Source organism: Vibrio intestinalis (genome assembly GCF_025195085.2).
GTDB lineage: Bacteria > Pseudomonadota > Gammaproteobacteria > Enterobacterales > Vibrionaceae > Vibrio > Vibrio intestinalis.
In genome coordinates this window covers 375,268-400,621 of sequence record NZ_JANAVY020000003.1, presented here as the reverse complement: position 1 = coordinate 400,621, position 25,354 = coordinate 375,268, and the positions used below count along the sequence as shown (strand labels likewise).

At 45.5% G+C, this 25,354-nt stretch carries 19 protein-coding genes and 1 pseudogene; 14 read left to right on the top strand and 6 right to left on the bottom strand.

What is annotated here, in order from left to right; genetic code table 11:
* Nucleotides 1–59 precede the first annotated feature (59 nt).
* The 4 genes and pseudogenes from rluA (at nucleotide 60) to MU515_RS08115 (ending at nucleotide 4,081) form a co-directional block, all read left to right on the top strand.
* The gene (rluA, locus tag MU515_RS08130) at nucleotides 60–797 is read left to right on the top strand and encodes a bifunctional tRNA pseudouridine(32) synthase/23S rRNA pseudouridine(746) synthase RluA (protein ID WP_260259920.1); all 738 of its coding nucleotides are present in this window, start codon (nucleotides 60–62) and stop codon (nucleotides 795–797) included.
* A gap of 39 nt (nucleotides 798–836) precedes the next feature.
* Nucleotides 837–1,799 (top strand): D-2-hydroxyacid dehydrogenase, encoded by a 963-nt coding sequence (locus MU515_RS08125; RefSeq protein WP_260259919.1) that lies wholly within the window; start codon nucleotides 837–839, stop codon nucleotides 1,797–1,799.
* Between the two features lie 128 nt (nucleotides 1,800–1,927).
* Nucleotides 1,928–3,089 (top strand): annotated as a pseudogene (locus MU515_RS08120) (YjgN family protein).
* On the top strand, nucleotides 3,089–4,081 hold the full coding sequence (locus MU515_RS08115; RefSeq protein WP_260259918.1) for a M48 family metallopeptidase: 993 nt from the start codon (nucleotides 3,089–3,091) through the stop codon (nucleotides 4,079–4,081). Before MU515_RS08120 ends, MU515_RS08115 begins: the two are co-directional and overlap by 1 nt.
* 86 nt (nucleotides 4,082–4,167) lie before the next feature.
* On the opposite strand, the gene MU515_RS08110 is transcribed toward MU515_RS08115, so the two are convergent.
* The 3 genes from MU515_RS08110 to pepA all read right to left on the bottom strand — a co-directional run bounded on the left by MU515_RS08110 (nucleotide 4,168) and on the right by pepA (nucleotide 9,290).
* Nucleotides 4,168–7,023, bottom strand: a complete 2,856-nt coding sequence (locus MU515_RS08110; protein ID WP_260259941.1) for a valine--tRNA ligase — start codon at nucleotides 7,021–7,023, stop codon at nucleotides 4,168–4,170.
* Between the two features lie 245 nt (nucleotides 7,024–7,268).
* The gene (locus MU515_RS08105) at nucleotides 7,269–7,718 is read right to left on the bottom strand and encodes a DNA polymerase III subunit chi (protein ID WP_260259917.1); all 450 of its coding nucleotides are present in this window, start codon (nucleotides 7,716–7,718) and stop codon (nucleotides 7,269–7,271) included.
* Between the two features lie 63 nt (nucleotides 7,719–7,781).
* Entirely contained in the window at nucleotides 7,782–9,290 is a 1,509-nt protein-coding gene (gene pepA, locus MU515_RS08100; RefSeq protein WP_260259916.1) for a leucyl aminopeptidase, read from the bottom strand.
* Between the two features lie 191 nt (nucleotides 9,291–9,481).
* Between pepA and lptF the strand changes: the two genes are divergently transcribed.
* Together lptF and lptG are read left to right on the top strand one after the other, a co-directional pair.
* Entirely contained in the window at nucleotides 9,482–10,582 is a 1,101-nt protein-coding gene (gene lptF / locus MU515_RS08095) for an LPS export ABC transporter permease LptF (RefSeq protein WP_260259915.1), read from the top strand.
* 3 nt (nucleotides 10,583–10,585) lie between these two features.
* The gene (gene lptG, locus MU515_RS08090; RefSeq protein ID WP_260259914.1) at nucleotides 10,586–11,656 is read left to right on the top strand and encodes an LPS export ABC transporter permease LptG; all 1,071 of its coding nucleotides are present in this window, start codon (nucleotides 10,586–10,588) and stop codon (nucleotides 11,654–11,656) included.
* A gap of 55 nt (nucleotides 11,657–11,711) precedes the next feature.
* Here the strand turns inward: lptG and MU515_RS08085 are convergent, their stop codons facing one another.
* Both MU515_RS08085 and nadC read right to left on the bottom strand, forming a co-directional pair.
* Nucleotides 11,712–11,855 (bottom strand): putative periplasmic lipoprotein, encoded by a 144-nt coding sequence (locus MU515_RS08085; protein ID WP_260259913.1) that lies wholly within the window; start codon nucleotides 11,853–11,855, stop codon nucleotides 11,712–11,714.
* Between the two features lie 112 nt (nucleotides 11,856–11,967).
* The gene (gene nadC, locus MU515_RS08080; protein ID WP_260259912.1) at nucleotides 11,968–12,870 is read right to left on the bottom strand and encodes a carboxylating nicotinate-nucleotide diphosphorylase; all 903 of its coding nucleotides are present in this window, start codon (nucleotides 12,868–12,870) and stop codon (nucleotides 11,968–11,970) included.
* 132 nt (nucleotides 12,871–13,002) lie between these two features.
* Between nadC and ampD the strand changes: the two genes are divergently transcribed.
* Complete coding sequence (gene ampD / locus MU515_RS08075; RefSeq protein ID WP_260259911.1) at nucleotides 13,003–13,551, top strand: 1,6-anhydro-N-acetylmuramyl-L-alanine amidase AmpD; 549 nt, start codon at nucleotides 13,003–13,005, stop codon at nucleotides 13,549–13,551.
* Between the two features lie 42 nt (nucleotides 13,552–13,593).
* Here ampD and fldB read toward each other — a convergent pair whose 3' ends face one another.
* Nucleotides 13,594–14,115, bottom strand: coding sequence for a flavodoxin FldB (gene fldB, locus MU515_RS08070; RefSeq protein WP_260259910.1), 522 nt, complete (start codon nucleotides 14,113–14,115; stop codon nucleotides 13,594–13,596).
* Between the two features lie 169 nt (nucleotides 14,116–14,284).
* On the opposite strand from fldB, the gene xerD reads away from it, so the two are divergent.
* The 7 genes from xerD to lpdA all read left to right on the top strand — a co-directional run bounded on the left by xerD (nucleotide 14,285) and on the right by lpdA (nucleotide 25,246).
* Nucleotides 14,285–15,181 carry a site-specific tyrosine recombinase XerD gene (gene xerD / locus MU515_RS08065; RefSeq protein ID WP_260259940.1) on the top strand — a complete coding sequence of 299 codons (897 nt, stop codon included), beginning with the start codon at nucleotides 14,285–14,287 and terminating at the stop codon, nucleotides 15,179–15,181.
* Nucleotides 15,182–15,197: 16 nt separating this feature from the next.
* Nucleotides 15,198–15,950 carry a thioredoxin fold domain-containing protein gene (locus MU515_RS08060; protein ID WP_260259909.1) on the top strand — a complete coding sequence of 251 codons (753 nt, stop codon included), beginning with the start codon at nucleotides 15,198–15,200 and terminating at the stop codon, nucleotides 15,948–15,950.
* Between the two features lie 64 nt (nucleotides 15,951–16,014).
* Nucleotides 16,015–17,754: a single-stranded-DNA-specific exonuclease RecJ gene (recJ, locus tag MU515_RS08055; RefSeq protein ID WP_260259908.1), complete on the top strand. Its 1,740-nt coding sequence runs from the start codon at nucleotides 16,015–16,017 to the stop codon at nucleotides 17,752–17,754.
* 388 nt (nucleotides 17,755–18,142) lie between these two features.
* Nucleotides 18,143–18,907: a pyruvate dehydrogenase complex transcriptional repressor PdhR gene (gene pdhR, locus MU515_RS08050; protein WP_260259907.1), complete on the top strand. Its 765-nt coding sequence runs from the start codon at nucleotides 18,143–18,145 to the stop codon at nucleotides 18,905–18,907.
* Between the two features lie 31 nt (nucleotides 18,908–18,938).
* A complete protein-coding gene (aceE, locus tag MU515_RS08045; RefSeq protein ID WP_260259906.1) occupies nucleotides 18,939–21,602 on the top strand; it encodes a pyruvate dehydrogenase (acetyl-transferring), homodimeric type in 2,664 nt (887 codons plus the stop codon).
* 30 nt (nucleotides 21,603–21,632) lie between these two features.
* Nucleotides 21,633–23,543: a pyruvate dehydrogenase complex dihydrolipoyllysine-residue acetyltransferase gene (gene aceF / locus MU515_RS08040; protein ID WP_260259905.1), complete on the top strand. Its 1,911-nt coding sequence runs from the start codon at nucleotides 21,633–21,635 to the stop codon at nucleotides 23,541–23,543.
* Between the two features lie 272 nt (nucleotides 23,544–23,815).
* On the top strand, nucleotides 23,816–25,246 hold the full coding sequence (gene lpdA, locus MU515_RS08035) for a dihydrolipoyl dehydrogenase (RefSeq protein ID WP_260259904.1): 1,431 nt from the start codon (nucleotides 23,816–23,818) through the stop codon (nucleotides 25,244–25,246).
* Nucleotides 25,247–25,354 lie beyond the last annotated feature (108 nt).

Below are 25,354 nucleotides of genomic sequence, written 5' to 3'. Positions count from 1 at the left end.
AACCACCGGAAATTTTATGTCGTAACTTGCCTTTTGACAGGTAGAAATTGGAATAACCAATGGCAATGCTAGAGTACAACCCACCGAAAGATCCATGGGTTGAGATTGTTTATGAGGATGCGCAGATCCTCGCGGTTAATAAGCCGTCAGGGCTACTGTCGGTACCAGGGCGATTAGAAGAGCACTTCGATAGTATGTGGAGTCGTTTACAAAGCGATTACCCAGATATTCAAGTGGTGCATCGACTGGACATGTCGACCTCAGGTTTAATGGTTTTTGCTAAAGACAAGTACGCAGAAAGATCACTGAAAAAACAGTTTCAATATCGTCTAACCCACAAGGTTTACTATGCACGAGTGTGGGGAAATGTTGAACAGGAACAAGGTGAAATCGATCTGCCATTGATTTGTGATTGGCCAAACAGGCCGAAACAAAAGGTATGTTTGGAGACTGGCAAACCTTCAAAAACCTTGTATCAAGTGGCTAAGCGTGAAGAGAAAACCACGATTGTGCGCTTGTTGCCGATTACTGGGCGTTCACATCAGTTGCGTGTTCACATGCAGGCTTTGGGTCACCCAATCGTTGGCGATGAGTTTTACTCAGAAGGTGAGGCTTTTACTTTCTCAGACCGTTTGGATTTGCACGCAGCAGAGCTGAGTTTTTATCATCCGCGTTGTGAATGGTTGCGTAGCTTGTTTGTGCCATGTGATTTCTACCCAGAAGCGCAGGCTGTAGTGCTTAATGTTTTCGATCCTGTGCGAAAATTACCTGATTACAAAACGCTACCGCGTTCTTAGGTAAATGCTCATTAATAGGTAGCGCGTTAAGGAGAACTTATGCCGCTACCTACTGTTGTCTTTCTTGATAGATCGACCATTCCTGATCATATTGACCTTCCCCATCTTCCTTTCGATCATCAATGGATTGAGTACGACTCGACCCCAGCCGAACTAACGGTTGAGCGTTTACAGCAGGCAGATATCGTCATCACTAACAAAGTGGTGCTGTCTGAGGCTGAGTTGCGCCATCTTCCTCAACTCCAACTCATCGCCGTTTGTGCCACCGGTTTTAATAACGTTGATATCAACTTTTGCCAGCAACACCAAATAGCGGTTTGTAACGTCCAAGGTTATGCGACGCGCTCAGTGCCTGAACATGTCATAGCGATGCTTTACGCTCTAAGGCGTAATTTGTTTGGCTATCACCGAGATATTGCCCAAGGGGTTTGGCAAAAAGAACAGCAGTTTTGTTTCTTTACACACCCTATTGGTGATGTTGCAGGTTCAACCATGGGCATTGTCGGTAGTGGCGCTCTTGGTCAAGCGACAGCTCAACTGGCGAAAGCAATTGGTATGAAGGTGCTGTTTGCTGAGCGAAAAGGGGTGCAGCAATGTCGTGAAGGCTTTTTACCGTTTGAGCAAGTATTGCAATACGCAGATGTCATCAGCCTTCATTGCCCTCTCAATCAACATACTCAAGATTTGATTGCAGCCAAAGAGCTTTCATTGATGAAGCCCTCTGCAATATTGATCAACACTGGTCGCGGCGGTTTGGTGAATGAATCCGCTTTGGTGGCTGCATTACACAATGGTGCGATTGCTGGTGCCGGAGTGGATGTCTTTACTCAAGAACCTGCCGATGAATCTAATCCGTTACTTGCGAACATTCATTTGCCTAATCTGCTGTTAACCCCTCATGTAGCGTGGGGGAGTGACTCTTCGATTCGACAGTTACTATCGATCTTAATGGCTAATATACAGGCCTTTGTTGAAGGTAAGGCCAAGAATAGAGTGGTGTAATGTTACTTTTAGAGTGTGATTTGCAGCTATAAACATGACCGCACGGTATGCATTATGATGCACTTGTTCTGATAACTTGTTACTCTTTGCTTCCTTTTGTTTTATAACAGCTTTTGGGATTAGTGAAGATGGAATCTACACAAGTGAGAAATTCAGTTTTATTTAATGGTCGCGCTGGAGAGTTCTTCGGTATCTGGATTGTTAATGTTTTACTCTCAATAATTACTCTTGGGATTTACTCTGCATGGGCAAAGGTACGTACTAAGCGTTATTTCTATGGCAACACACAAATTGCTCAAGAACGTTTTGAATACCATGCAACACCGATACAGATCCTTAAAGGCCGCTTAATTGCGGTGGGCTGCGTGATTGCTTGGGTTGTACTGAGCACCATGAACCCAATCATTTCTTCCATATTATTATTGGCCTTTTATGTCGGCTTTACCTTGGTTGTTATGGAGCAATGCACGATTTGATTGTGCAATGACGAGCTTTGCTAATGTTCGTTTCTCTTTTGCGGGATCGTTAAAAGATGCGTATATCACTTTGTTTGGTCGTGCAGTCTGTGTCTTCGTAGGATTCATTTTAGCCGTAGTTATAATTTCTGTAGCTGGGGCTGCGGGCTCTGCAGTTGCTTTGACTATCGGTGTAATTGGTTCGCTTGCTCTACTACTGTTTGGCCAAGCTTGGGTGATGCAAGGGGTGTATAAATACTTTTTGAATGGTTACCGATACGGCCAACGAGAGTTTAGTGCGGAAATTAAGACGGCTGAATTTGTTAAAATATTTCTGTCTGCAGCATTAGTTGGTTTGGGAATATTGCTGATTATTTTTGCAGTAGGGTTCTTTACTGTACTGGGCGGCACATTCTATGGTCTAGATAATCTGCTTTATTCGGGAGTAGTGGCCCCGATCATGATGGTTACCTACTATTTGGTATTCCTTGCGTTTGGTTTTGTTATGACTGCCTTTATCGCTGCTCGTATCCGAAATTACATTTTTTCTCAGACTCAATTATCTAATGGTGATAAGCCTGAATATAACTTTGAGTCCTCGTTGTCCGCATCAAGTTATGCTTGGTTAATTTTCTCTAACCTGTTGGCGCAAATCGTCACTTTTGGTTTGGCTCGACCATGGGTTATGGTGCGCACCGCTCGATACGTTGCGTCAAGAACGACGGTAATTGGTGATGTTAGTCAATTAGATGCAAAAAGTAGTGACTCGAATATTCGTTCTGCGGCTTCAGATGAAATCGCTGAAGCCTTTGACGTCGGTATAGGCATCGGTTAATGCGCTTCGAAGGTTATGCCTTTCCACCTCACAGCTCGCATAAACAGCGAGCTGTGTTGACGCTTTACAATCAAACATCATTTCGCCTCCAATTTACGGACCACGAAGAACTGGTTTCGTTAGATCAGGTTAAATTCAGCGATTCGGTTGGGAATTTGCCTATTCGGTTAACTTTTCCGTCAGGTTGGGCTTTCGACGCTGATAATAGCGATTCACTTAAAGAGTTAGCGATAGCCTCCAACAAAAATGCTTGGTTAGTAAAGCTGGAGCGATATTGGCTTGCTGTTTTAGCCAGTGTTCTCTTGTGTATATCGTTGACGATTGCAGGTTTCTATTATGGTGTGCCTTGGGCAAGTCGAGCGATCGTTTCTGCTGTTCCTGCTTCTGTAGAGCAGAAATTTGGAGAACAAGTATTTTCTCAATTCGAACGTCATTGGTCAGCCAGTAATGTTCCGTTTGAAGTGAGAAAAAAAGTCCGAGAAAGGCTTAAGCAGCATCTTGTCACTATTGACTATCAGGGGATGCCCATTGAGCTGGTATTTCGTTCTATGGATGAGCAAGCGAATGCGTTTGCTTTTCCGGGCGGCACCATCGTGGTTCTTGATGGCTTAGTATCATTAGCGCAAAACGATCAGCAGTTGGATAGCATTATTTTGCATGAAGTGGGGCATGTGCATCATCGCCACGTCATGATTCAAGTTGTGGAGTCGAGTATTGTTGCGATAGGTGTGGCGGTATTAACGGGTGAAGCAACAGGAGCTCTTGATTCAATGGCAGGTATTGGGGCTTTTTTGTTGAGTAATGGTCGTTCTAGGCAAGCTGAGCAACAAGCTGATATGTTTGCCAAACAAGCAATGATTGATATTTATGGCAGTGCCCAGCCGATGGTTGAAATATTTGAGTTGCTCGATGGTACCAGCCAGTTTGAAATACCGGAGTGGATCAGTACTCACCCAGAAATGCAGCAACGGATTGAAGATTTGCAGCAGTAATAATCGTCAGACTATTTGCCATCGGCACGTCACCTACAAAAAAGGCAGCGATAACTCGCTGCCTTTTGCTTAGGTTTTAAACTAGATTATAGCGCTGCAATCGTTGCTTTCTGCTCTTCTAGTTTCACTAGGGTTTCTTTGTAACCGTCTAGTTTCTCACGCTCTTTCGCGACAACCGCTTCAGGTGCTTTAGCAACGAAGCCTTCGTTACCGAGCTTACCTTCGATACGTTTGATCTCGCCGTGCGTCTTCTTGATTTCGCCATCAAGACGAGCAAGCTCTGCATCTTTATCGATCAGACCAGCCATTGGGATAAGCAGCTCAGCTTTACCTACAAGTGCCGTTGCACATGCTGGTAGCTCATCGCCTTCGCTCACGACTTTGATTTCTTCAAGCTTACCTAGTGACATTAGCACTTGGCGGTTTTGCTCAAGGCGCGCTGCATCAGCTTCGCTTGCTTTTAGCATCACGTCTAGTGGCTTGCTTGGCGCGATATCGTATTCAGCACGTAGGTTACGGATGCTAGTAATGAACGCTTTTACCCACTCAATGTCTTGTAGCGCAGCTTCGTCGAAGTTTGCTTCATCGTATTGAGGTAGAGCTTGTAGCATGATGGTGTCGCCTTCAACGCCGTCTACTAGAGGCTTCACGCTTTGCCAGATAGATTCTGTAATATATGGAATCACTGGGTGAGCAAGACGTAGTGTCTTCTCTAGAACCGTAATCAATGTGCGGCGAGTACCACGTTGTTGAGCTTCAGTACCCTTCCAAAGAACAGGTTTTGTTAGCTCTAGGTACCAGTCACAGAATTGGTTCCAGATGAATTCGTAGATAGTGTTTGCTGCCATATCTAGACGGTAGTTGTCTAGGTGGGCGTTAAACTCTTTCGCTGCAAGTTCAAACTGAGATTCGATCCACTTGTCTGCTAGTGAGAATTCGATCTCACCTTCACCAAAGCCACAGTCTTTATCTTCTGCATTCATCAGTACGTAACGGCTTGCGTTCCATAGCTTGTTACAGAAGTTGCGGTAACCTTCTAGGCGCTTCATGTCCCAGTTGATGTCGCGGCCAGTTGAAGCCATAGCAGCAAGAGTGAAACGCAGTGCGTCAGTACCGTATGGTTCGATACCATTTTCAAACGTCTTACGCGTGTTCTTTTCAATCTTCTTAGCAAGCTGAGGCTGCATCATGTTGCCAGTACGTTTCGCAACTAGAGACTCTAGGTCGATGCCGTCAATCATGTCGATTGGGTCAAGTACGTTACCTTTAGACTTAGACATCTTGTCGCCGTTTTCATCACGGATAAGGCCTGTCATGTAAACGGTCTTAAATGGTACTTGTGGCTTACCGTCTTCATCTTTTACAAAGTGCAGCGTCATCATGATCATACGCGCAACCCAGAAGAAGATGATATCGAAACCAGAGACAAGCACATCAGATGGGTGGAACTGTTTCAGTGCGTCAGTATCTTCTGGCCAACCTTGTGTGCCAAACGTCCAAAGCGCAGATGAGAACCATGTGTCCAGTACGTCATCATCTTGGCGTAGAACAACAACAGGTGCGAGGTTGTTTTCTGCACGAACTTCCTCTTCAGTGCGACCAACATATACGTTACCGTCGTTGTCGTACCATGCTGGAATACGGTGACCCCACCATAGCTGACGAGAAATACACCAGTCTTGAACGTCACGCATCCAAGAGAAGTACATGTTTTCGTATTGCTTAGGTACAAATTGAATGTCGCCGTTTTCAACCGCTTCGATTGCTGGCTTAGCCAGAATCTCAGTACGAACGTACCATTGGTCAGTTAGCATTGGCTCGATAACTACACCACCACGGTCACCGTAAGGAACGGTTAGGTCGTGATCTTTGATTTCGTCCAGTAGGCCAAGCTCTTCAAATTCTGCCACGATAGCTTTACGTGCAGCGAAACGCTCCATACCTTGGTATTTAGTCGGAAGTTCAGTGCTGTATGCATCGCTTGCTTCACCGTTAGTGGTGAATACTTCAGCTGCATCACGGATGTCTGCGTTGAAGGTTAGGATGTTGATCATTGGTAGGTTATGACGCTTACCTACTTCATAGTCGTTGAAATCGTGCGCAGGAGTGATCTTCACACAACCTGTGCCTTTTTCCATATCTGCGTGCTCATCACCTAAGATAGGGATGCGACGGTCAACGATAGGTAGAATGATTTCTTTGCCGATCAGATCTTTGTAGCGAGGATCTTCAGGGTTAACCGCAACGCCTGTATCGCCAAGCATGGTTTCAGGACGAGTGGTTGCAACAACAATGTAGTCTTTACCATCAGCCGTTTTCACGCCATCCGCTAGAGGGTAGCGGAAGTGCCACATGTGGCCTTTTTTGTCTTTGTTTTCTACTTCTATGTCTGAAATAGCAGTGTGTAGCTTAGGATCCCAGTTAACCAAGCGTTTGCCGCGGTAGATAAGGTCTTCTTCATAAAGGCGTACAAACACTTCTTTTACAGCGTTAGATAGGCCGTCATCCATAGTGAAACGTTCGCGGTCCCAGTCCACAGATGCGCCAAGACGACGAAGCTGTTTAGTGATAGTGCCACCAGACTCGCCTTTCCATTCCCAAATTTTGTCGATGAAAGCATCACGACCGTAGTCATGTTTTGTTTTACCTTCTTCAGCAGCGATTTTACGCTCAACAACCATTTGAGTCGCGATACCAGCGTGGTCAGTACCCACTTGCCAAAGCGTGTTTTTGCCTTTCATACGCTCAGCACGGATTAAAGTATCCATGATAGTGTCTTGGAACGCGTGGCCCATATGTAGGCTACCAGTGACGTTCGGTGGCGGGATCATGATGCTGTATGATTCTTTAGTGGTGTCACCGTGTGGCTTAAAGTAGCCTTTCTCTTCCCAAGTCTGATACAGAGCTTGTTCGATAGCTGTTGGGTTGTATGTCTTTTCCATATCGCTCATCTTTCTTCCTCGTCATACTTGGCGTTGTATCGGTGTTGGCTGCATTCGCTCACCTCAATCACATATAAAACATATGCTCAGAGGGTTCGCTCATTTTGCCGCCTAGATACACCACCAATTATCTAGAGGAAGTGTGTTCTGGTTAATGGGTTAATTTGCGTCAATCTTTATAAGTGAGGCTTCTCTGTGAAGATCGCCTTAACTATAAGGATTGCGCGGTTTGTTGTTTGCTGGTTTTAGCTATGCTCAATTTCTATTGTTTGCAGTTGAAAACCGGCGTGGCGATAAAGTTTATACCTTTCTCGCGCTAGCTGCTTTGCTTTTTCTTCGCAAGGCACGAAGTCTACCACCTCAGCAAACTTGTTCGCAAAGGTTGTCTCATTTTCAGCCAAATTTATTACCAATTGACGGTTCCAACTTGGTTTTACCTTTTGGTGGCCAATTTCAATTGGAGAGGCATAACGAGGTCCTTCGCCAACGAGGTTGTGGGCGATAAAATTTTCTGGCTCAATTTGCCAAAATAGCTCCGCTAACTGCTCCGCTTCACTTTTATCTTGCGCGTTTAGATACACTTTAGCCCCTTGCTTGGCAAAATGCTGAGCAAGAAACACCACATATCGATGAAACCCTGCAGTTTCGGCTTGTGGGCTATCTGGCTTAATAATGTAAAACGTTGCGTTTGCCATGGTCTATTTTCCTGCATCCAATACTAAAAAAGGGCCTTGCGGCCCTTTTCGATATTGTGAGGATTATTCCTCGGTCTCTTGGCCGCTGCGATTTAGCAAGAATTGGACAAGCATTGAGACCGGACGGCCTGTTGAACCTTTTGCTGCACCTGATTTCCATGCTGTACCTGCACAGTCAATGTGCGCCCAGTTATACTTCTTAGCAAATTTAGACAGGAAACAGCCAGCAGTGATTGTGCCCGCAGGACGACCACCGATGTTTGCCATATCAGCAAATGGGCTCTTAAGTTGCTCGTGGTATTCATCTGCCATTGGTAGACGCCATGCACGGTCACTCGCTTGCTCAGAAGCGTTAACTAGCTCATGAGATAGTGGGTTATGGTTTGAGATAACCGCACTGATGTGGTGACCAAGTGCCATGATACAAGCGCCTGTTAGCGTTGCTACGTCAACCACACACTCTGGTTCGTAACGCTCAACGTAAGTTAGCGCATCACAAAGTACCAAACGACCTTCTGCATCTGTGTTTAACACTTCAACAGTTTGACCTGACATAGTGGTTAGGATGTCACCTGGACGGTAAGCGTTGCTACCCGGCATGTTTTCACAACCAGCTAGGATACCCACTACGTTAATTGGCAGGTTCAGCTTCGCCAGCGCTTTCATGGTACCGAATACAGATGCCGCACCACACATGTCGTACTTCATCTCATCCATGCCTTCACTTGGCTTGATTGAGATGCCGCCTGAATCGAAGGTTAGACCTTTACCAACCAATACAATTGGTTTTGCATCAGGATCTGGGTTGCCCTTGTACTCCATGATAGACATCATAGATTCGTTTTTAGAGCCACGACCTACCGCTAGGTAAGATGTCATGCCCAGTTTTTCCATCTCTTGTTCGCCAATAATTTTGCTGGTTACCGTTTCGTAATCATCAGCAAGGCGGCGTGCTTGAGAGGCTAGGTAAGCTGGGTTAGCAATGTTTGGTGGCATGTTGCCAAGATCTTTCGATGCTTTTACACCAGAAGAAATGGCTAGACCGTGCGCAATCGCTTTTTCACCAAGGTTTAGCTCGCGGCGAGTTGGTACGTTAAATACCAGCTTGCGAAGTGGACGACGAGTTTCTGGTTTCACACTCTTGAATTGATCAAAGGTGTATAGACCATCTTTAGTCGCTTCTACTGCTTGGCGAACTTTCCAATAAGTATCGCGACCTTTAACGTGTAGCTCAGTTAAGAAGCATACAGCTTCCATCGAACCTGTTTCGTTAAGAGTGTTGATGGTTTTTTGGATAATTTCTTTGTATTGGCGCTCACCAAGCTCACGTTCTTTACCACAGCCGACTAGCAGAACGCGCTCAGAAAGCACGCCAGGTACTTGGTGCAATAGCAGCATCTGACCTGGTTTTCCTTCTAGATCACCACGGCGAAGCAGTGAACTGATATAGCCATCGCTAATTTTATCTAGCTGTTCGGCAACTGGAGAAAGGCGACGTGGCTCAAAGACGCCAACGACGATACAAGCGCTGCGCTGCTTCTCAGGGCTGCCACTTTTTACACTGAACTCCATGCGTACTCCTACATCCTGAAGACATTTACAACTAAATGTTAGATAATGTTCGCTTACTTGTTGATTCCTTAATCGGAACTACCTTTAAATAAGCCTGCTAACACCTAGCAAAAATTTAAAAAAATAAAGGGTTCAACGGGAAACTATAGTGATTCAATCAAAAAAACAAGTTTTGTATAGGTAATTTCAGCGTGATTATTGTTAGATATTTGATCCGCGAGACACTCAAGAGCCAGTTTGCGATCTTTTTCATCCTGTTTTTGGTGTTTTTGAGTCAAAAGTTGATCAGAGTATTGGCTGATGCATCCGATGGTGAAATCCCTGCCAGTTTGGTGATGCATTATGTCTCATTGAGTATGCCATCGATGGGCTTACTCATGCTGCCGCTCAGTTTATTCCTAGGTATTTTGATTACCTTTGGACGTTTGTACGCGGAAAGTGAAATTACCGTAATGAATGCGACCGGTATCGGGAATAAATTTCTGATTCGTGCTGCACTCTATTTAGCCGTGATCACTGGTGTTGCTGCTGCGGCTAACTCGTTTGTGTTGTCCCCGTATAGCCAAGAAAAATTGATTCAGCTTGAAGAGCAAGTTCAATCTGAAAACAGTGTCGACCTTTTAAAGAAAGGCCATTTCCAAGCAACGCCTGATCGCTCGTCGGTGGTGTTTATTGATGATATCGATGGGGATCAATTAAAGCATGTGTTCGTTGCACAGATGCGCCCGCGTGATTCGATTCTTCCTAGTGTCTCTTTTGCTCAATCAGGTGAAGTGAAAGAGCTCAGTGATGGGCGTCAGGTTATCCGAATGTTTGATGGTACTCGTTATGAAGGTGTACCAACACGCATTGATTACATGGTGACTGATTTTAGCCAATATGAAGGTTTGATTGGTCAAAGCGAAGTAAGACGTAAAGGGCGTGATTGGGAAGCGATTCCAACCTTAGATTTGTTCTCTAACCCCGATCCTAAAGCGCAAGCGGAACTGCAATGGCGTATCTCGCTGGTGGTGTGTATTCCACTGTTAACCATGCTGGTAGTGCCATTATCTGCGGTAAACCCTCGTCAGGGGCGCTTTGCTAAGATGGGCCCAGCCATCTTGGCCTATCTGGCTTACTTCCTTGCGATCAGTGCAACTAAGTCTGCACTTGAAGATGGTGCGATACCCGCGATGGTAGGTATGTGGCCAATTAACGGTGCGCTGTTGATTACTGCACTTGGGGTTAACATGCTAGACAGTATTCCTGTTCGACGCTTTAAAGATAAATTAAGACAGAGAAAGGCAGCCTAAGTCGTGTTTAAGATTTTAGATTTATACATTGGTAAAACCATTATCGCGACCACGTCTTTGGTGCTAGCAACCTTCGTTGGTTTATCTGCGATCATCAAATATGTAGAGCAGCTTCGTAAAGTGGGTGAGGGCAGTTATGACCTCCTACAAGCACTGTTTTACGTTGGTTTAAGTATTCCCCGTGATGTGGAAATGTTCTTCCCAATGGCGGCTTTATTAGGCGCTTTGATTGGTTTAGGCATGTTGGCTTCAAGCTCAGAGCTAGTGGTGATGCAAGCAGCGGGCTTTTCTAAGCTTAACATCGGTGTTTCGGTACTAAAGACCGCAATTCCTTTGATGATCATCGTTACTTTGCTTGGTCAATGGGGCGCTCCACAAGCGCAGAAGATGGCGCGTGATTTACGTGCATTCGCCACTTCTAATGGTGCCATCATGTCAGTGCGGACTGGGGTTTGGGCTCGTGATGCTAATGATTTTATCTTCATTGGCAAAGTGGAGAACGACACCATTTACGGCATGAACATGTGGCGTTTTAACGATGATAAAAAGTTAGAAAACGTCTTTTATGCCAAGCAAGTCGATTACATCGCTAACAATCAATGGCTGATGAAGGACGTACAAGTCACTTACATGAATGACAAGATTCAATTGTCAAAAGTGGCATTACCTGAATTCCACTGGACGACGTCTCTTGAACCGGACAAATTGGCGGTAGTAACGGTTAAACCGGAAGAGTTGTCTTTGGCTGGTTTGTACGATTACGTAACGTATTTAAAAGCTTCAGAGCAAGATGCATCGCGTTATGAGTTGGCCTTCTGGCGTAAAGTGACTCAGCCATTCTCGATTGCGGTAATGATGTTGATGGCACTGTCGTTTATTTTTGGCCCACTGCGTAGTGTGACGATGGGGGCGCGTATTCTATCTGGCGTTGTCGCTGGCTTCTCGTTCTATATTTCCAGCGAGTTCTTTGGCCCGCTTAGTTTGGTGTATAACATCCCGCCCGTGTTCGGTGCGGTCATGCCAAGTATCGTGTTCCTATCTATCGCGATAATGTTGTTAAGACGAAAGTTATAATGAACAAGCCCTCTCACCTGAGAGGGCTTTTTTGTATCGGTTGTACTAGTTATTGCTAATTAAGGTCGCCGTGCACTTTACGATTCAAATCTTCAGCTACGGAAGATAGGCCTTCATCAACGACTGTAACGGTTTCATCAACGCTTGCGCAGCCAGAAATGGCGAGCGTCCCTAACAACATAATTACCAGTGCTTTCATTTTGGAACTCCTAATCATTGAGTTAGGGTGTAAAAAAGGCCACTTAATAAAGTAGCCTAGTTATTGTTTGATTTTAAGTGCACCGAGTTAAAACGTTTCGGTGCTGAGTTTTTTACTTAAAGCGCATCGATAGGTCCATCGCTTTCAGGTGCTTTGTTAGCGCACCCACGGAGATGTAATCAACACCTGTTGCTGCAAACTCACCGATGGTCTCAAGGGTAACATTGCCTGAGTTTTCAAGTGCTGCGCGGCCAGCATTGATTTTCACTGCTTCGCGCATCATGTCTGTAGTGAAGTTGTCTAGCATAATGATGTCTGCGCCGGCATCAATCGCTTCTTTTAACTCTTCTAGGCTTTCAGTCTCGACTTCAACTGGCTTACCAGGGTTAAGCTGTTTTGCCGTCGAGATAGCTTGAGTGATGCCACCACAAGCAATGATGTGGTTTTCTTTAATAAGGTAAGCATCAAACACACCAATACGGTGGTTAAAGCCGCCGCCACAAGCAACCGCATATTTTAGTGCGCTGCGCAGGCCAGGAATGGTTTTACGAGTATCGAGTAGGCGACAATCGGTGTGCTGAATTTGCTTAACGTATTGTGCAACCGTAGTTGCGCAGCCTGATAGCGTTTGAATGAAGTTCATTGCATTGCGCTCACCTGTCAGCAACATGCGAGCGTTACCTGTTAGTGTGCAAAGCACTTGGTTCGGTTCAACAACATCACCGTCTTGAACATGCCATTCAATTTCGATTTGGCTGCCATTTGGTTGCTCAGCAAGTTGTTTGAACACTTCATCTGCCCACGCTTGGCCACAAAATACGCCGTGCTCGCGAGTAATGATTGTCGCAACATTGTTTGCGTCAGCCGGAATTAGACTTGCAGTAATATCAGCCGCTGGATCAAGTGTGCCACCCAAATCTTCTTTCAGGGTATCGCTTACAGAGCGAGAGATTTCAAGGGGCAGTTGCTGTTTCAAATATTCGAGACGTTCTTGGCTGTTGTGTGTGTTTTTCATCGCAAATCTAATACGCAGTTGAACAGAGGTGGGCATGATACGCTGACTGAGAGTGAAATTCAGCCATTAATCTCGCATTTCATTGGTAAAAAGTTAAAATTGCACTCAGTTATGGAAAGTGAGAACCGATAGATGATTGACTCGAAAGGGTGGTATGCAAACGCGAAACATGTGCCATCGCCTTATTATGATCAGCGCAGTAATAGCTCAGATATTTCGTTATTGGTTATCCATAACATCAGTTTGCCGCCCGGTCAGTTTGGTGGCCCTTACATAGAGCAGTTTTTTACTGGCAAGCTCAATCCTGATGAACACCCTTTCTTTAAAGTGATTCATAACATGGGCGTATCGGCACATTGTTTGATTCGCCGTGATGGAGAGATAATACAGTTCGTCTCGTTTTTAGACCGCGCTTGGCATGCTGGAGTATCGAGTTTTGCTGGGCGAGAAAGGTGCAATGATTATTCGATTGGAATTGAGCTAGAAGGCAGTGATTATGTCGCCTATACCGATGAACAATATCAGGCGCTGCATAGCATCACTCAACACCTTATGCGCACTTATCCGCAGATAACCTTGCCAAGAATTACTGGGCATCAATACATTGCACCGCTGCGTAAAACCGACCCCGGTTTAGTCTTCGATTGGCCGCGTTATAAGCAGCTGCTTATTGATGGGTAGTCAATAAAAAGGCCGATGAGTGAAGCATCGGCCATTAATTCTTTACAGCGACTCTTGGTATTCAACCAATACTTGCTCAATCCAAGTTGCGATACGCTCATCGCTGAGCTCGTATTGTGAGTCTTCATCGAGCGCGAGGCCAACGAATTGTGAGCTATCCTCAGTGAGTGCTTTAGAGGCTTCAAATTCATATTTGTCATCATTTGGCCAGTAGCCAATCACAGTCGCGCCACACTTTTTCACTTCATCATGCAGTAGGCCCATCGCATCAAGGTACCATTCGCCGTAACCTTCTTGATCGCCAAGGCCAAATAGCGCCACGGTTTTGCCTTGTAGTGAAATACCGTTAATCGAATCCCAGATTTCTAACCAATCTTCTTGGATCTCACCGAAATCCCAAGTGGAAATTCCCAATAGTAATAAGTCGTAGTCGGCCATTAATGTCAGCGGCGTTTGTTTCACATTGTGAATATCCACCAAATCGTCGCCAATAATTGCGCGCATCTTCTCTGCCGCCATTTCGGTATAGCAAGTAGTGGAGCCGTAAAATAGACCTATTTTCATAACTGGTTTTTCTTGGTTAATCTTTGGATAGCGAATTCTAACCACAAAATGGCCGACTTTGCAGCGAATATCCTTTGGTAGTTTAATTTTTATGGCTTTGTTTGCTGTATGCATTTACAGTAAAGACAATTAAACAGTCAAAAGTTAGAGAGTGGTTGTGTCAGAAGTAATGTCACCCGACCAAGGGCTAGTTGAACAATTTTTAGATGCGATGTGGATGGAGCGAGGGTTGTCAGAGAACACCTTGGCTTCGTATCGTACAGACTTGTTTAAGCTGCTGACGTGGATGAGCGAGCACAATTATCGATTGGATTTTATTAGTCTCTCTGGCCTGCAAGAGTATCAAACTTGGTTAGTGGATCAAGACTATAAGCAAACCTCGCGTGCGCGAATGCTCTCTGCCATTCGCCGTTTGTTCCAATATATTCACCGTGAAAAAGTCCGAGCGGATGATCCAAGTGCATTGCTGGTTAGTCCTAAGCTGCCTAAACGCCTGCCAAAAGACTTAAGTGAAGCGCAAGTGGATGCGCTGCTTGATGCGCCAGACCCAAATGATCCGATTGAGTTGCGTGATAAAGCCATGCTGGAACTATTGTATGCAACGGGTTTGCGTGTGACCGAATTGGTCAGCCTAACCATGGAAAATATCAGCCTGCGCCAAGGTGTCGTTCGTGTGACAGGTAAGGGCGGTAAAGAGCGCTTAGTACCGATGGGTGAAAATGCCATTGATTGGATTGAAACTTTTATCCAACAAGGGCGGTCTCAGTTACTGGGAGAAAATACTTCCGATGTGGTGTTTCCTAGCAAACGGGCAAGACAAATGACCCGTCAAACCTTTTGGCATCGTATTAAACACTATGCGGTGTTAGCAGGAATTGATACAGAATCCTTGTCACCTCACGTTTTACGTCATGCGTTTGCTACCCATTTATTGAATTATGGGGCAGACTTACGCGTGGTACAGATGTTGCTGGGTCATAGTGACTTGTCGACCACACAAATTTATACTCACGTTGCCACTGAGCGATTGAAACAACTACACAGCGAGCACCATCCAAGGGCTTGATAAAAAGGTGAACATAATGAGCGTATTACGCCGAATGACTTTACTTGCGCTGCCATTTATCGCAGCGACTTCTTTTGTAGCGCAAGCAAGTAATGAAGTGACGATTGATAAGAGCAAATTAGAACAGCGTTTTGCGCCTTTGGGTTTGCAAATTTTGAATGTTGTTCCGGCTGATATTGATGGGCTTGTTGAAATTCAAACCTCTGGCGGTGTGTTGTTTGCCTCTCCAGATGGCGAATACTTCATTGCAGGTACGCTCTATCAATTGGATGAGAAAGGCGGTTACCAAGATGTATTGGCTAAGCGTCAAGCGCCAATCAACGCAGAGAAAATTGCCGCGTTTAAAGACAGCATGATTGAGTTTAAAGCGGATGATGAAAAATACGTGGTGACAGTATTTACAGACATCACCTGTGGCTACTGTGTGCGCCTGCATAACCAGATGAAAGGCTACAACGATTTAGGTATTACCGTGCGATACATGGCTTACCCACGCCAAGGAGCAACAGGTAATGTCGCTGACCAAATGGCAAGCATTTGGGGCGCTGAAAACCCACAAGCAGCTATGCATGATGGTAAGGTAAATCGTGAGTTCCCAGCACAAAGCAAAGATTTCGCCAAATACCAATCGATCATCAAACAGCACTATGCATTGGGTCGTGAGCTGGGTATTAGCGGCACACCTGCGATTTTCTTACCAAACGGTGAGATGGTTGGTGGTTACTTACCGCCAGCACAGCTGATCAAACGTCTGCAACAAGCACAATAAAATATTCTCTCGCCACCTCTAAACTGAGGTGGCGACCTTTCCTTCAGAATGTCGGCCAATAGCTATGATAGAAATCCAACGTCGCCCAGAAGCTGATCTGACTCTACTTCCTGACTCCATCCCTCCTTTACTTAAACGCATTTACATCTCTCGCGGAATCAACAACCTCAGCCAGTTAGAAACGGCAGCAAAGGCGCTGCATTCCTATCAGAAATTGCATGGTATTGAGCGCGCAGTAGAACTGCTATTTGCTGCGATTCGTCAAGGTAAACGCATTATCGTCGTTGGCGATTTTGATGCGGATGGTGCGACAAGTTCAGCATTATCGGTGTTAGCGCTGCGTATGTTGGGCAGTCAGAACGTAGATTACTTAGTGCCGAACCGATTTGAAGACGGGTATGGTCTAAGCCCAGAAGTCGTTGATCAAGCGATAGAGATTGGCGCGCAAGTGATCATGACGGTCGATAACGGTGTGTCATCGATAGAAGGGGTGAAATACGCTAAGCAGCAAGGCTTAGATGTTTTAGTGACTGATCACCACTTGCCCGGCTCAGTTTTGCCTGAAGCGGATGCAATGGTGAACCCTAACCTGCAAGAGTGCGCTTTCCCTTCTAAGTCTCTTGCTGGGGTCGGTGTCGCTTTCTATTTGATGATGGCGCTGTGCGTAGAAATGCGAAAAATCGGTTGGTTTGCTGAGCAAGGCATGGCTGAACCTAAATTGATGGAGCTGATTGACCTTGTCGCATTGGGCACGGTTGCTGACGTAGTTGCGTTAGATGAAAATAATCGCATCTTGGTCCATCAAGGTTTGCAACGTATCCGCGCAGGTAAGGCGCGCCCGGGTATTCAAGCATTGATTGAAGTGGCCAAGCGTGACGCTAGCCGCTTAGTCGCCTCTGATTTTGGTTTTGCTTTAGGGCCTCGCATTAATGCAGCAGGTCGATTAGACGATATGTCGTTTGGTGTCGAGCTTCTGATGAGCAATAACATTCACGCGGCACGTCGAATGGCAAGTGAGCTAGATGGTCTAAACCAAACCCGTAAAGAGATTGAAGAAGGCATGAAACAAGAAGCGATGGCTTTTTGTGAGCGTTTACAATTCGGTGAAAATGCTAAATTGCCGCATGGCTTAGTGCTATTCCAACGAGATTGGCACCAAGGGGTGATAGGTATTTTGGCCTCGCGTATCAAAGAGAAGTTTCACCGCCCAGTGATTGCGTTTGCTGATGGTGGCGATGGCTTAATCAAGGGATCGTGTCGTTCCATTCCGGGCTTGCATATGCGTGACATCTTAGATCGCATTGATACCCAAAATCCGGGGCTGATTCTTAAATTCGGTGGTCATGCCATGGCGGCAGGTTTATCCATTGAAGAGAAAGACTTTGAACGTTTCGCGCGCTTGTTTGACGAAGCGGTTCAACAAGATCTTGATGAAGCGGCATTAAAAGGTGTGGTGCTTTCTGATGGTGAGTTGAAACCGGAAGAGTTTTCGATGCACGTGGCACAAATGCTTCGCGCTGGTGGACCATGGGGACAAGCCTTTCCTGAGCCGATTTTTGATGGTGAGTTTAAAGTGCTACACCAAAAGCTAGTCGGTGAGAAACACTTAAAGCTGATGTTAGAGCCACTGTTTAAAGGCCATCCAACCAATGTGATGATTGATGGTATTGCTTTTAATGTCGATCTGCGCCGCTGGCCAGATGCTTCAGTAAAAACAGTGCATTTAGCCTATAAGCTAGACATCAATGAGTTTCGCGGCAATCAATCTCTACAGCTGATGATTGATCATATCGAAGCGAAATAAATAGTTTTCCAGTTATCAAAGCGAAGCCACATGGCTTCGCTTTTTTGTTTCTGTTGTTATTTGGTTAGTCTCAGACACTGATATCATTTTCGCTGATACTTGCTCACTTCTTACTTAATTTTCAAACATCCTTTCATATTCATTTAAAACTTACCAATTACCCTGTGATGCCTAGCACGCTTTATTCCCATCTGTTTATATATTGTAATTGGTAAGGCCAATTTGATTGCTGTTTTAATCATCTATTGTTAACAAAGTGTATGCGCCATAGCGGTTCTATGATTTGGGTCAACTTTTGTCTGGAACTTGCGTTTAAATTATGTTAATTTCTTGCCCAACATAAAATTGGTAATACCAATTAACTGCAATCAGTAGAAGAACAATAAATATGGCTTATCAAAGGATTCGTCAGCCGAAACTTTCTGATGTTATTGAACAAGAGTTAGAAAGGCTGATCGTGGAGGGAACACTGTCTCCGGGGCAACAATTGCCACCAGAGCGCGAACTGGCTAAACAGTTTGATGTGTCTCGTCCTTCAATTCGCGAAGCCATTCAACGCTTGGAAGCGAAACGCCTTCTTACTCGTCGCCAAGGCGGCGGTACGTTTGTTAGCGAGACTATTTGGAAAAGCTTTTCCGATCCTCTGCTAAATTTATTGTCTAGTCACTCTGAAACTCAGCTGGATTTATTGGAATCGCGTCATGCGATGGAAGGTATCTCCGCTTACTTTGCAGCTTTGCGTGGAACCGATGAAGATTTTGCTCGCATTCAAGCATCCCTTGAGTGCATCACCAAAGAGCAAGGCAAGCAAGATGTTGAAGCAGAAGCCGCTGCGGTTATGCAGTTTCTGATCGCTTTAACGGAAGCGGCGCACAACGTGGTGTTATTACACATCATTCGCAGCCTTGCCCCTTTGCTAGAGCAAAATATTTTACAGAATTTAAAGTTACTGCACCGCCGCGAAGATGTGGTGGATAAAGTCAGCAAACACCGAGCCAATATTGTGGATGCGATTGTTTCTGGTCAGCCAGAAAAGGCGCGTGAAATGTCTCACTCACATTTGGCTTATATTGAAGAAACATTGTTGGATTTGACGAGAGAAGAATCACGCCGTGAGCGCTCACTTCGTCGAATTCAGCAGGGTAACGAATAAGTAGATCCAACCAACAGAAGGATAGATCGCCATGTCTGACATGAAGCATGACGTAGATGCACTGGAAACTCAAGATTGGCTAGAAGCCCTTGAATCAGTCGTTCGTGAAGAAGGTGTAGAACGCGCACAGTTTCTACTAGAAACCGTTCTAGAAAAAGCACGTTTAGATGGTGTTGATATGCCAACAGGTATCAACACAAACTACATCAATACTATTCCAGCAGCACAAGAGCCAGCTTACCCTGGTGATGTAACTCTTGAGCGTCGTATTCGTTCAATCATCCGCTGGAACGCAATCATGATCGTATTGCGTGCATCTAAGAAAGACCTAGACCTAGGTGGTCACATGGCTTCTTACCAGTCAGCTGCAGCGTTCTACGAAGTGTGTTTCAACCACTTCTTCCGTGCTCCAAACGAGACAGACGGTGGCGATCTAGTGTACTACCAAGGTCACATCTCTCCGGGTATCTACTCTCGTGCATTCGTTGAAGGCCGTCTAACTGAAGAGCAGCTAGACAACTTCCGTCAAGAAGTAGACGGTAAAGGTATCCCTTCATACCCACACCCTAAACTAATGCCTGAGTTCTGGCAGTTCCCAACAGTATCTATGGGTCTTGGCCCTATCTCTGCTATTTACCAAGCGCGTTTCCTTAAGTACCTAGAAGGCCGTGGCCTTAAAGATACTTCAGCTCAACGTGTATACGCTTTCCTAGGCGACGGTGAGATGGATGAGCCAGAATCACGTGGTGCAATTTCCTTCGCTGCGCGTGAGAAACTAGACAACCTATGTTTCCTAATCAACTGTAACCTACAGCGTCTAGATGGCCCTGTAATGGGTAACGGTAGCATCATTCAAGAACTTGAAGGCCTATTTAAAGGTGCAGGTTGGAACGTTGTTAAAGTTATCTGGGGTAGCAACTGGGATTCTCTACTGGCTAAAGACACCACAGGTAAGCTTCTTCAACTAATGAACGAAACTATCGACGGTGACTACCAAACATTCAAATCTAAAGATGGCGCATACGTACGTGAGCACTTCTTTGGTAAGTACCCAGAAACAGCTGCACTAGTTGCAGACATGACTGATGAGCAGATCTTCGAGCTTAAGCGCGGTGGTCACGATTCTTCTAAACTGTTCGCTGCATTCAACAATGCAAAAGAAACTGGTGGTAAACCAACGGTAATCCTAGCTAAGACTGTTAAAGGTTACGGCATGGGTGAAGCTGCTGAAGGTAAGAACATCGCACACGGTGTTAAGAAGATGGACATGACTCACGTACAATACTTACGTGACCGTCTAGGCCTACAAGACATTCTTTCTGATGAGAAAGTGGCAGAGCTTCCTTACCTGAAACTTGAAGAAGGTTCAGCTGAGTACGAATACCTGCACGCGCGCCGTAACGCTCTACACGGTTACACGCCTGCTCGTCTACCTAACTTTACGCAAGAATTCAAAGTACCTGAGCTAGAAGAGTTCGCTCCACTACTAGGTGCTCAAAAGCGTGAAATCTCAACGACTATGGCTTACGTACGTACGTTGAACATTCTGCTTAAAGACAAGAACATTGGTAAGAACATTGTTCCTATCATCTGTGATGAAGCACGTACGTTCGGTATGGAAGGTCTATTCCGTCAGGTTGGTATCTACAACCCACACGGTCAAGAATACACGCCAGAAGATAAAGGCATCGTTTCTTACTACAAAGAAGCGACATCAGGCCAAGTTCTTCAAGAAGGTATCAACGAACTAGGTTCAATGGCATCTTGGGTTGCTGCTGCTACTTCTTACAGCACAAACGATCTGCCAATGATCCCGTTCTACATCTACTACTCAATGTTTGGTTTCCAACGTATTGGTGACATGGCATGGCTAGCAGGTGACCAACAAGCTCGTGGCTTCCTACTAGGTGCTACAGCAGGTCGTACAACGCTAAACGGTGAAGGTCTACAGCACGAAGATGGTCACTCGCACATCCAAGCGAACACTATCCCTAACTGTATCTCTTACGACCCAACATTCGCTTACGAGCTAGCAGTAATCATGCAAGACGGTATTCGTCGCATGTACGGCCCTGAGCAAGAGAACGTTTACTACTACCTAACAGTAATGAACGAGAACTACGCAATGCCAGCAATGCCAGAAGGCGCTGAAGAAGGCATCCGTAAGGGTATCTATAAGCTTGAATCTCACGAAGGTGCTAAGGGTAAAGTTCAGCTAATGAGCTCTGGTACTATCATGAACGAAGTACGTAAAGCAGCGACTATCCTAAGCGAAGAGTACGGCGTAGCTTCAGATGTATTCTCTGTAACATCGTTCAACGAGCTAACTCGTGACGGTCAAGACGCAGAGCGTTACAACATGCTTCACCCAGAAGCAGAAGCGAAAGTACCTTACATCACGACAGTTCTAGGTAACGAACCAGCAATCGCTGCGACGGACTACATGAAGAACTACGCTGAGCAAGTACGTGCTTACATGCCAACTGAGTCTTACAAAGTACTTGGTACTGACGGCTTTGGTCGCTCAGACAGCCGTGAAAACCTACGTCGTCACTTTGAAGTTAACGCAGGCTACGTAGTAGTTGCTGCACTAACTGAACTAGCGAAACGTGGTGATGTTGAGAAGTCTGTTGTTGCTGAAGCAATTGCTAAGTTCAACATTGACACTGAAAAAACAAACCCACAATACGCTTAATACAGCGCTTAACTAGAAGGTAAATAAGCAATGGCAATCGAAATTAATGTACCTGACATCGGTGCGGATGAGGTTGAAGTTACTGAGATTCTTGTAAGCGTTGGCGACAAGGTTGAAGAAGAACAATCTCTGATCACTGTTGAAGGCGACAAAGCTTCTATGGAAGTGCCAGCGTCTCAAGCAGGTATCGTTAAAGAAATCAAAGTAGCGGAAGGCGATTCTGTTACGACTGGTTCTCTTATCATGATTTTCGAAGCCGAGGGTGCAGCTGAAGCTGCACCTGCTCCTGCGGCAGAAGCAGCTCCAGCAGCAGCTCCTGCTCCAGCAGCAGCGGCAGAACTGAAAGAAGTTCACGTTCCAGATATCGGTGGCGATGAAGTAGAAGTAACTGAAATCATGGTTAAAGTTGGCGATGCAGTAGAAGAAGAGCAATCTCTTCTAACTGTTGAAGGCGACAAAGCTTCTATGGAAGTTCCAGCACCATTCGCAGGTACAGTTAAAGAGATCAAGATTGCTGAAGGCGATTCAGTAACAACTGGTTCTCTTGTAATGGTATTTGAGGTAGCTGGCTCAGGCGCAGCGGCTCCAGCTCCTGTTACAGCAGAAGCGCCAGCAACACCTGCGGCGGCTCCAGCAGCTGCAGCGGACAAAGAAGTAAACGTTCCTGACATCGGCGGTGACGAAGTAGAAGTTACTGAGATCATGGTTAAAGTTGGCGATACAGTGGAAGAAGAGCAATCTCTAATCACTGTTGAAGGCGACAAAGCTTCTATGGAAGTTCCAGCACCATTCGCAGGTACAGTTAAAGAGATCAAGATTGCTGAAGGCGATTCAGTAACGACTGGTTCTCTAATCATGGTATTTGAGGTAGCGGGCGCAGCACCTGCTCCAGTAGCGGCACCTGCGGCAGCGCCAGCTCCGGCAGCAGCTCCAGCTCCTACGGCGGCACCAGCTCCAGCAGCAAAAGCTGAAGCAGCACCTGCGGCGAACGATTTCCAAGAGAACAACGAGTATGCGCACGCGTCTCCTGTTGTACGTCGTCTAGCTCGCGAGTTTGGCGTAAACCTATCTAAGGTTAAAGGTACTGGTCGTAAGAGCCGTGTACTAAAAGAAGACGTTCAAGCTTACGTTAAAGATGCGCTTAAGCGTCTTGAGTCTGGTGCTGCGGCAGCTGGCAAAGGTGGCGACGGTTCTGCGCTTGGTCTACTACCTTGGCCAAAAGTTGACTTCAGCAAGTTCGGCGAGACTGAAGTTCAGAAACTTTCTAAGATCAAGAAGATCTCTGGTGCTAACCTACACCGTAACTGGGTAATGATCCCTCACGTTACACAGTGGGATAACGCAGACATCACAGAGCTAGAAGCATTCCGTAAAGAGCAGAACGCAATCGAAGCGAAGAAAGACACTGGTATGAAGATCACTCCTCTTGTGTTCATCATGAAAGCGGTTGCTAAAGCATTAGAAGCGTTCCCAGCGTTTAACTCTTCACTTTCTGAAGATGGCGAAAGCATCATTCTTAAGAAGTACGTAAACGTAGGTATCGCAGTTGATACACCAAACGGTCTAGTTGTTCCTGTATTCAAAGACGTGAACAAGAAAGGCATTTACGAGCTATCTGAAGAGCTAATGGCAGTGTCTAAGAAAGCACGTGCTGGTAAGCTAACAGCAGCTGACATGCAAGGCGGTTGTTTCACAATCTCTAGCCTTGGTGGTATCGGTGGTACAGCGTTTACGCCAATCGTAAATGCGCCAGAAGTTGGTATCCTTGGTGTGTCTAAGTCTGAAATGAAACCTGTATGGAACGGTAAAGAATTCGAGCCTCGCCTACAGCTTCCACTGTCTCTATCATACGACCACCGTGTGATCGATGGTGCTGAAGGTGCGCGCTTTATTACCTTCCTAAACGGTGCGCTATCAGACATCCGTCGTCTAGTTCTATAATTGAACGGATTGAGAGGCGGCCTAATAGCCGCCTCTATTACTAGGGGCTTAGTCCCCAAGAATCTAAAATAATCCGACTTGCCTTAGTGGTAGTTAGGTTTAAAAGTCGAATTGTTGTCTAGCTCACAGGCTAAATTGATTTACTTTTCACATCGTTAACATCTCTGTAAACTATTAACGGTCTGAAAATAGCTGTTTAAAACAAAACCCTTTGAACAAATAACATCAATACCCACTCAGCCTGTTAGGGATAATGACTACAAGAGGTCAAAATGAGCAAAGAAATTAAAGCCCAAGTTGTTGTACTTGGTTCTGGTCCTGCTGGTTACTCCGCTGCATTCCGTTGTGCAGACTTAGGTCTTGAGACTGTACTTATCGAGCGCTACAGCACTCTTGGTGGCGTATGTCTAAACGTTGGTTGTATTCCATCAAAAGCGCTACTGCACGTATCTAAAGTGATCGAAGAAGCGAAAGCGATGGCTGATCACGGTGTCGTGTTCGGTGAACCACAAACTGACATCAACAAGATCCGTATCTGGAAAGAAAAAGTTGTAAACCAACTGACTGGCGGCCTTAGCGGTATGGCTAAGATGCGTAACGTTACCGTTGTAAGCGGCTACGGTAAATTTACTGGTCCTAACTCTATCCTTGTAGAAGGTGAAGGCGAAGCGACAACAGTAAACTTCGATAACGCAATCGTTGCTGCGGGTTCTCGCCCAATCAAACTACCATTCATTCCACATGAAGACCCACGTATTTGGGATTCTACAGACGCTCTAGAGCTGAAAGAAGTTCCTGGAAAACTGCTTATCATGGGTGGTGGTATCATCGGTCTAGAAATGGGTACGGTTTACCATTCTCTAGGTTCTCAAGTTGACGTTGTTGAGATGTTCGATCAGGTAATTCCTGCTGCGGATAAAGATATCGTTAAGGTTTACACCAAGCGTATCAAAGACAAGTTCAACCTAATGCTGGAAACGAAAGTAACAGCGGTTGAAGCGAAAGAAGATGGTATCTACGTTTCAATGGAAGGCAAGAAAGCACCAGCAGAAGCTGAGCGCTACGATGCTGTTCTAGTTGCTATCGGTCGTGTACCAAATGGTCTACTTATCGATGGTGAGAAAGCGGGTATTGAAATTGATGAGCGTGGCTTCATCAACGTAGATAAGCAAATGCGTACTAACGTACCTCACATCTTCGCTATCGGCGATATCGTTGGCCAACCAATGCTTGCTCACAAAGGTGTGCATGAAGGCCACGTTGCAGCAGAGGTTATCTCTGGTAAGAAGCACTACTTCGATCCTAAAGTTATTCCTTCAATCGCGTACACTGAGCCAGAAGTTGCATGGGTTGGTAAGACAGAAAAAGAAGCGAAAGCAGAAGGCATCAAGTACGAAGTGGCGACATTCCCATGGGCTGCTTCTGGTCGTGCAATCGCATCTGACTGTGCAGACGGTATGACAAAGCTTATCTTCGATAAAGAAACTCATCGCGTAATCGGTGGTGCTATCGTAGGTACTAACGGTGGTGAACTACTTGGTGAAATCGGTCTTGCAATCGAAATGGGTTGTGATGCAGAAGATATCGCACTAACGATTCACGCTCACCCAACTCTACATGAGTCTGTGGGTCTAGCTGCTGAAGTATTTGAAGGTTCAATCACTGACCTGCCAAACAAGAAAGCAGTTAAAAAGAAGAAGTAATTCTTCTTGAAGATTAAATGATAAAAACCGCTGAGTAATCAGCGGTTTTTTTGTATCTAGCGGGCATTAAAAAAGGCTGATGTTGGTACATCAGCCTCTATCATTACA

Coding starts and splice junctions, on each gene's coding strand:
- rluA (WP_260259920.1), top strand. CDS start 60: ATGGCAATGCTAGAGTACAACCCACCGAAAGATCCATGGGTTGAGATT.
- MU515_RS08110 (WP_260259941.1), bottom strand. CDS start 7,023: ATGGAAAAGACATACAACCCAACAGCTATCGAACAAGCTCTGTATCAG.
- aceE (WP_260259906.1), top strand. CDS start 18,939: ATGTCTGACATGAAGCATGACGTAGATGCACTGGAAACTCAAGATTGG.
- recJ (WP_260259908.1), top strand. CDS start 16,015: ATGATAGAAATCCAACGTCGCCCAGAAGCTGATCTGACTCTACTTCCT.
- xerD (WP_260259940.1), top strand. CDS start 14,285: ATGTCACCCGACCAAGGGCTAGTTGAACAATTTTTAGATGCGATGTGG.
- MU515_RS08105 (WP_260259917.1), bottom strand. CDS start 7,718: ATGGCAAACGCAACGTTTTACATTATTAAGCCAGATAGCCCACAAGCC.
- lpdA (WP_260259904.1), top strand. CDS start 23,816: ATGAGCAAAGAAATTAAAGCCCAAGTTGTTGTACTTGGTTCTGGTCCT.
- pepA (WP_260259916.1), bottom strand. CDS start 9,290: ATGGAGTTCAGTGTAAAAAGTGGCAGCCCTGAGAAGCAGCGCAGCGCT.
- MU515_RS08085 (WP_260259913.1), bottom strand. CDS start 11,855: ATGAAAGCACTGGTAATTATGTTGTTAGGGACGCTCGCCATTTCTGGC.
- nadC (WP_260259912.1), bottom strand. CDS start 12,870: ATGAAAAACACACACAACAGCCAAGAACGTCTCGAATATTTGAAACAG.
- ampD (WP_260259911.1), top strand. CDS start 13,003: ATGATTGACTCGAAAGGGTGGTATGCAAACGCGAAACATGTGCCATCG.
- fldB (WP_260259910.1), bottom strand. CDS start 14,115: ATGAAAATAGGTCTATTTTACGGCTCCACTACTTGCTATACCGAAATG.
- MU515_RS08115 (WP_260259918.1), top strand. CDS start 3,089: ATGCGCTTCGAAGGTTATGCCTTTCCACCTCACAGCTCGCATAAACAG.
- pdhR (WP_260259907.1), top strand. CDS start 18,143: ATGGCTTATCAAAGGATTCGTCAGCCGAAACTTTCTGATGTTATTGAA.
- aceF (WP_260259905.1), top strand. CDS start 21,633: ATGGCAATCGAAATTAATGTACCTGACATCGGTGCGGATGAGGTTGAA.
- MU515_RS08060 (WP_260259909.1), top strand. CDS start 15,198: ATGAGCGTATTACGCCGAATGACTTTACTTGCGCTGCCATTTATCGCA.
- MU515_RS08125 (WP_260259919.1), top strand. CDS start 837: ATGCCGCTACCTACTGTTGTCTTTCTTGATAGATCGACCATTCCTGAT.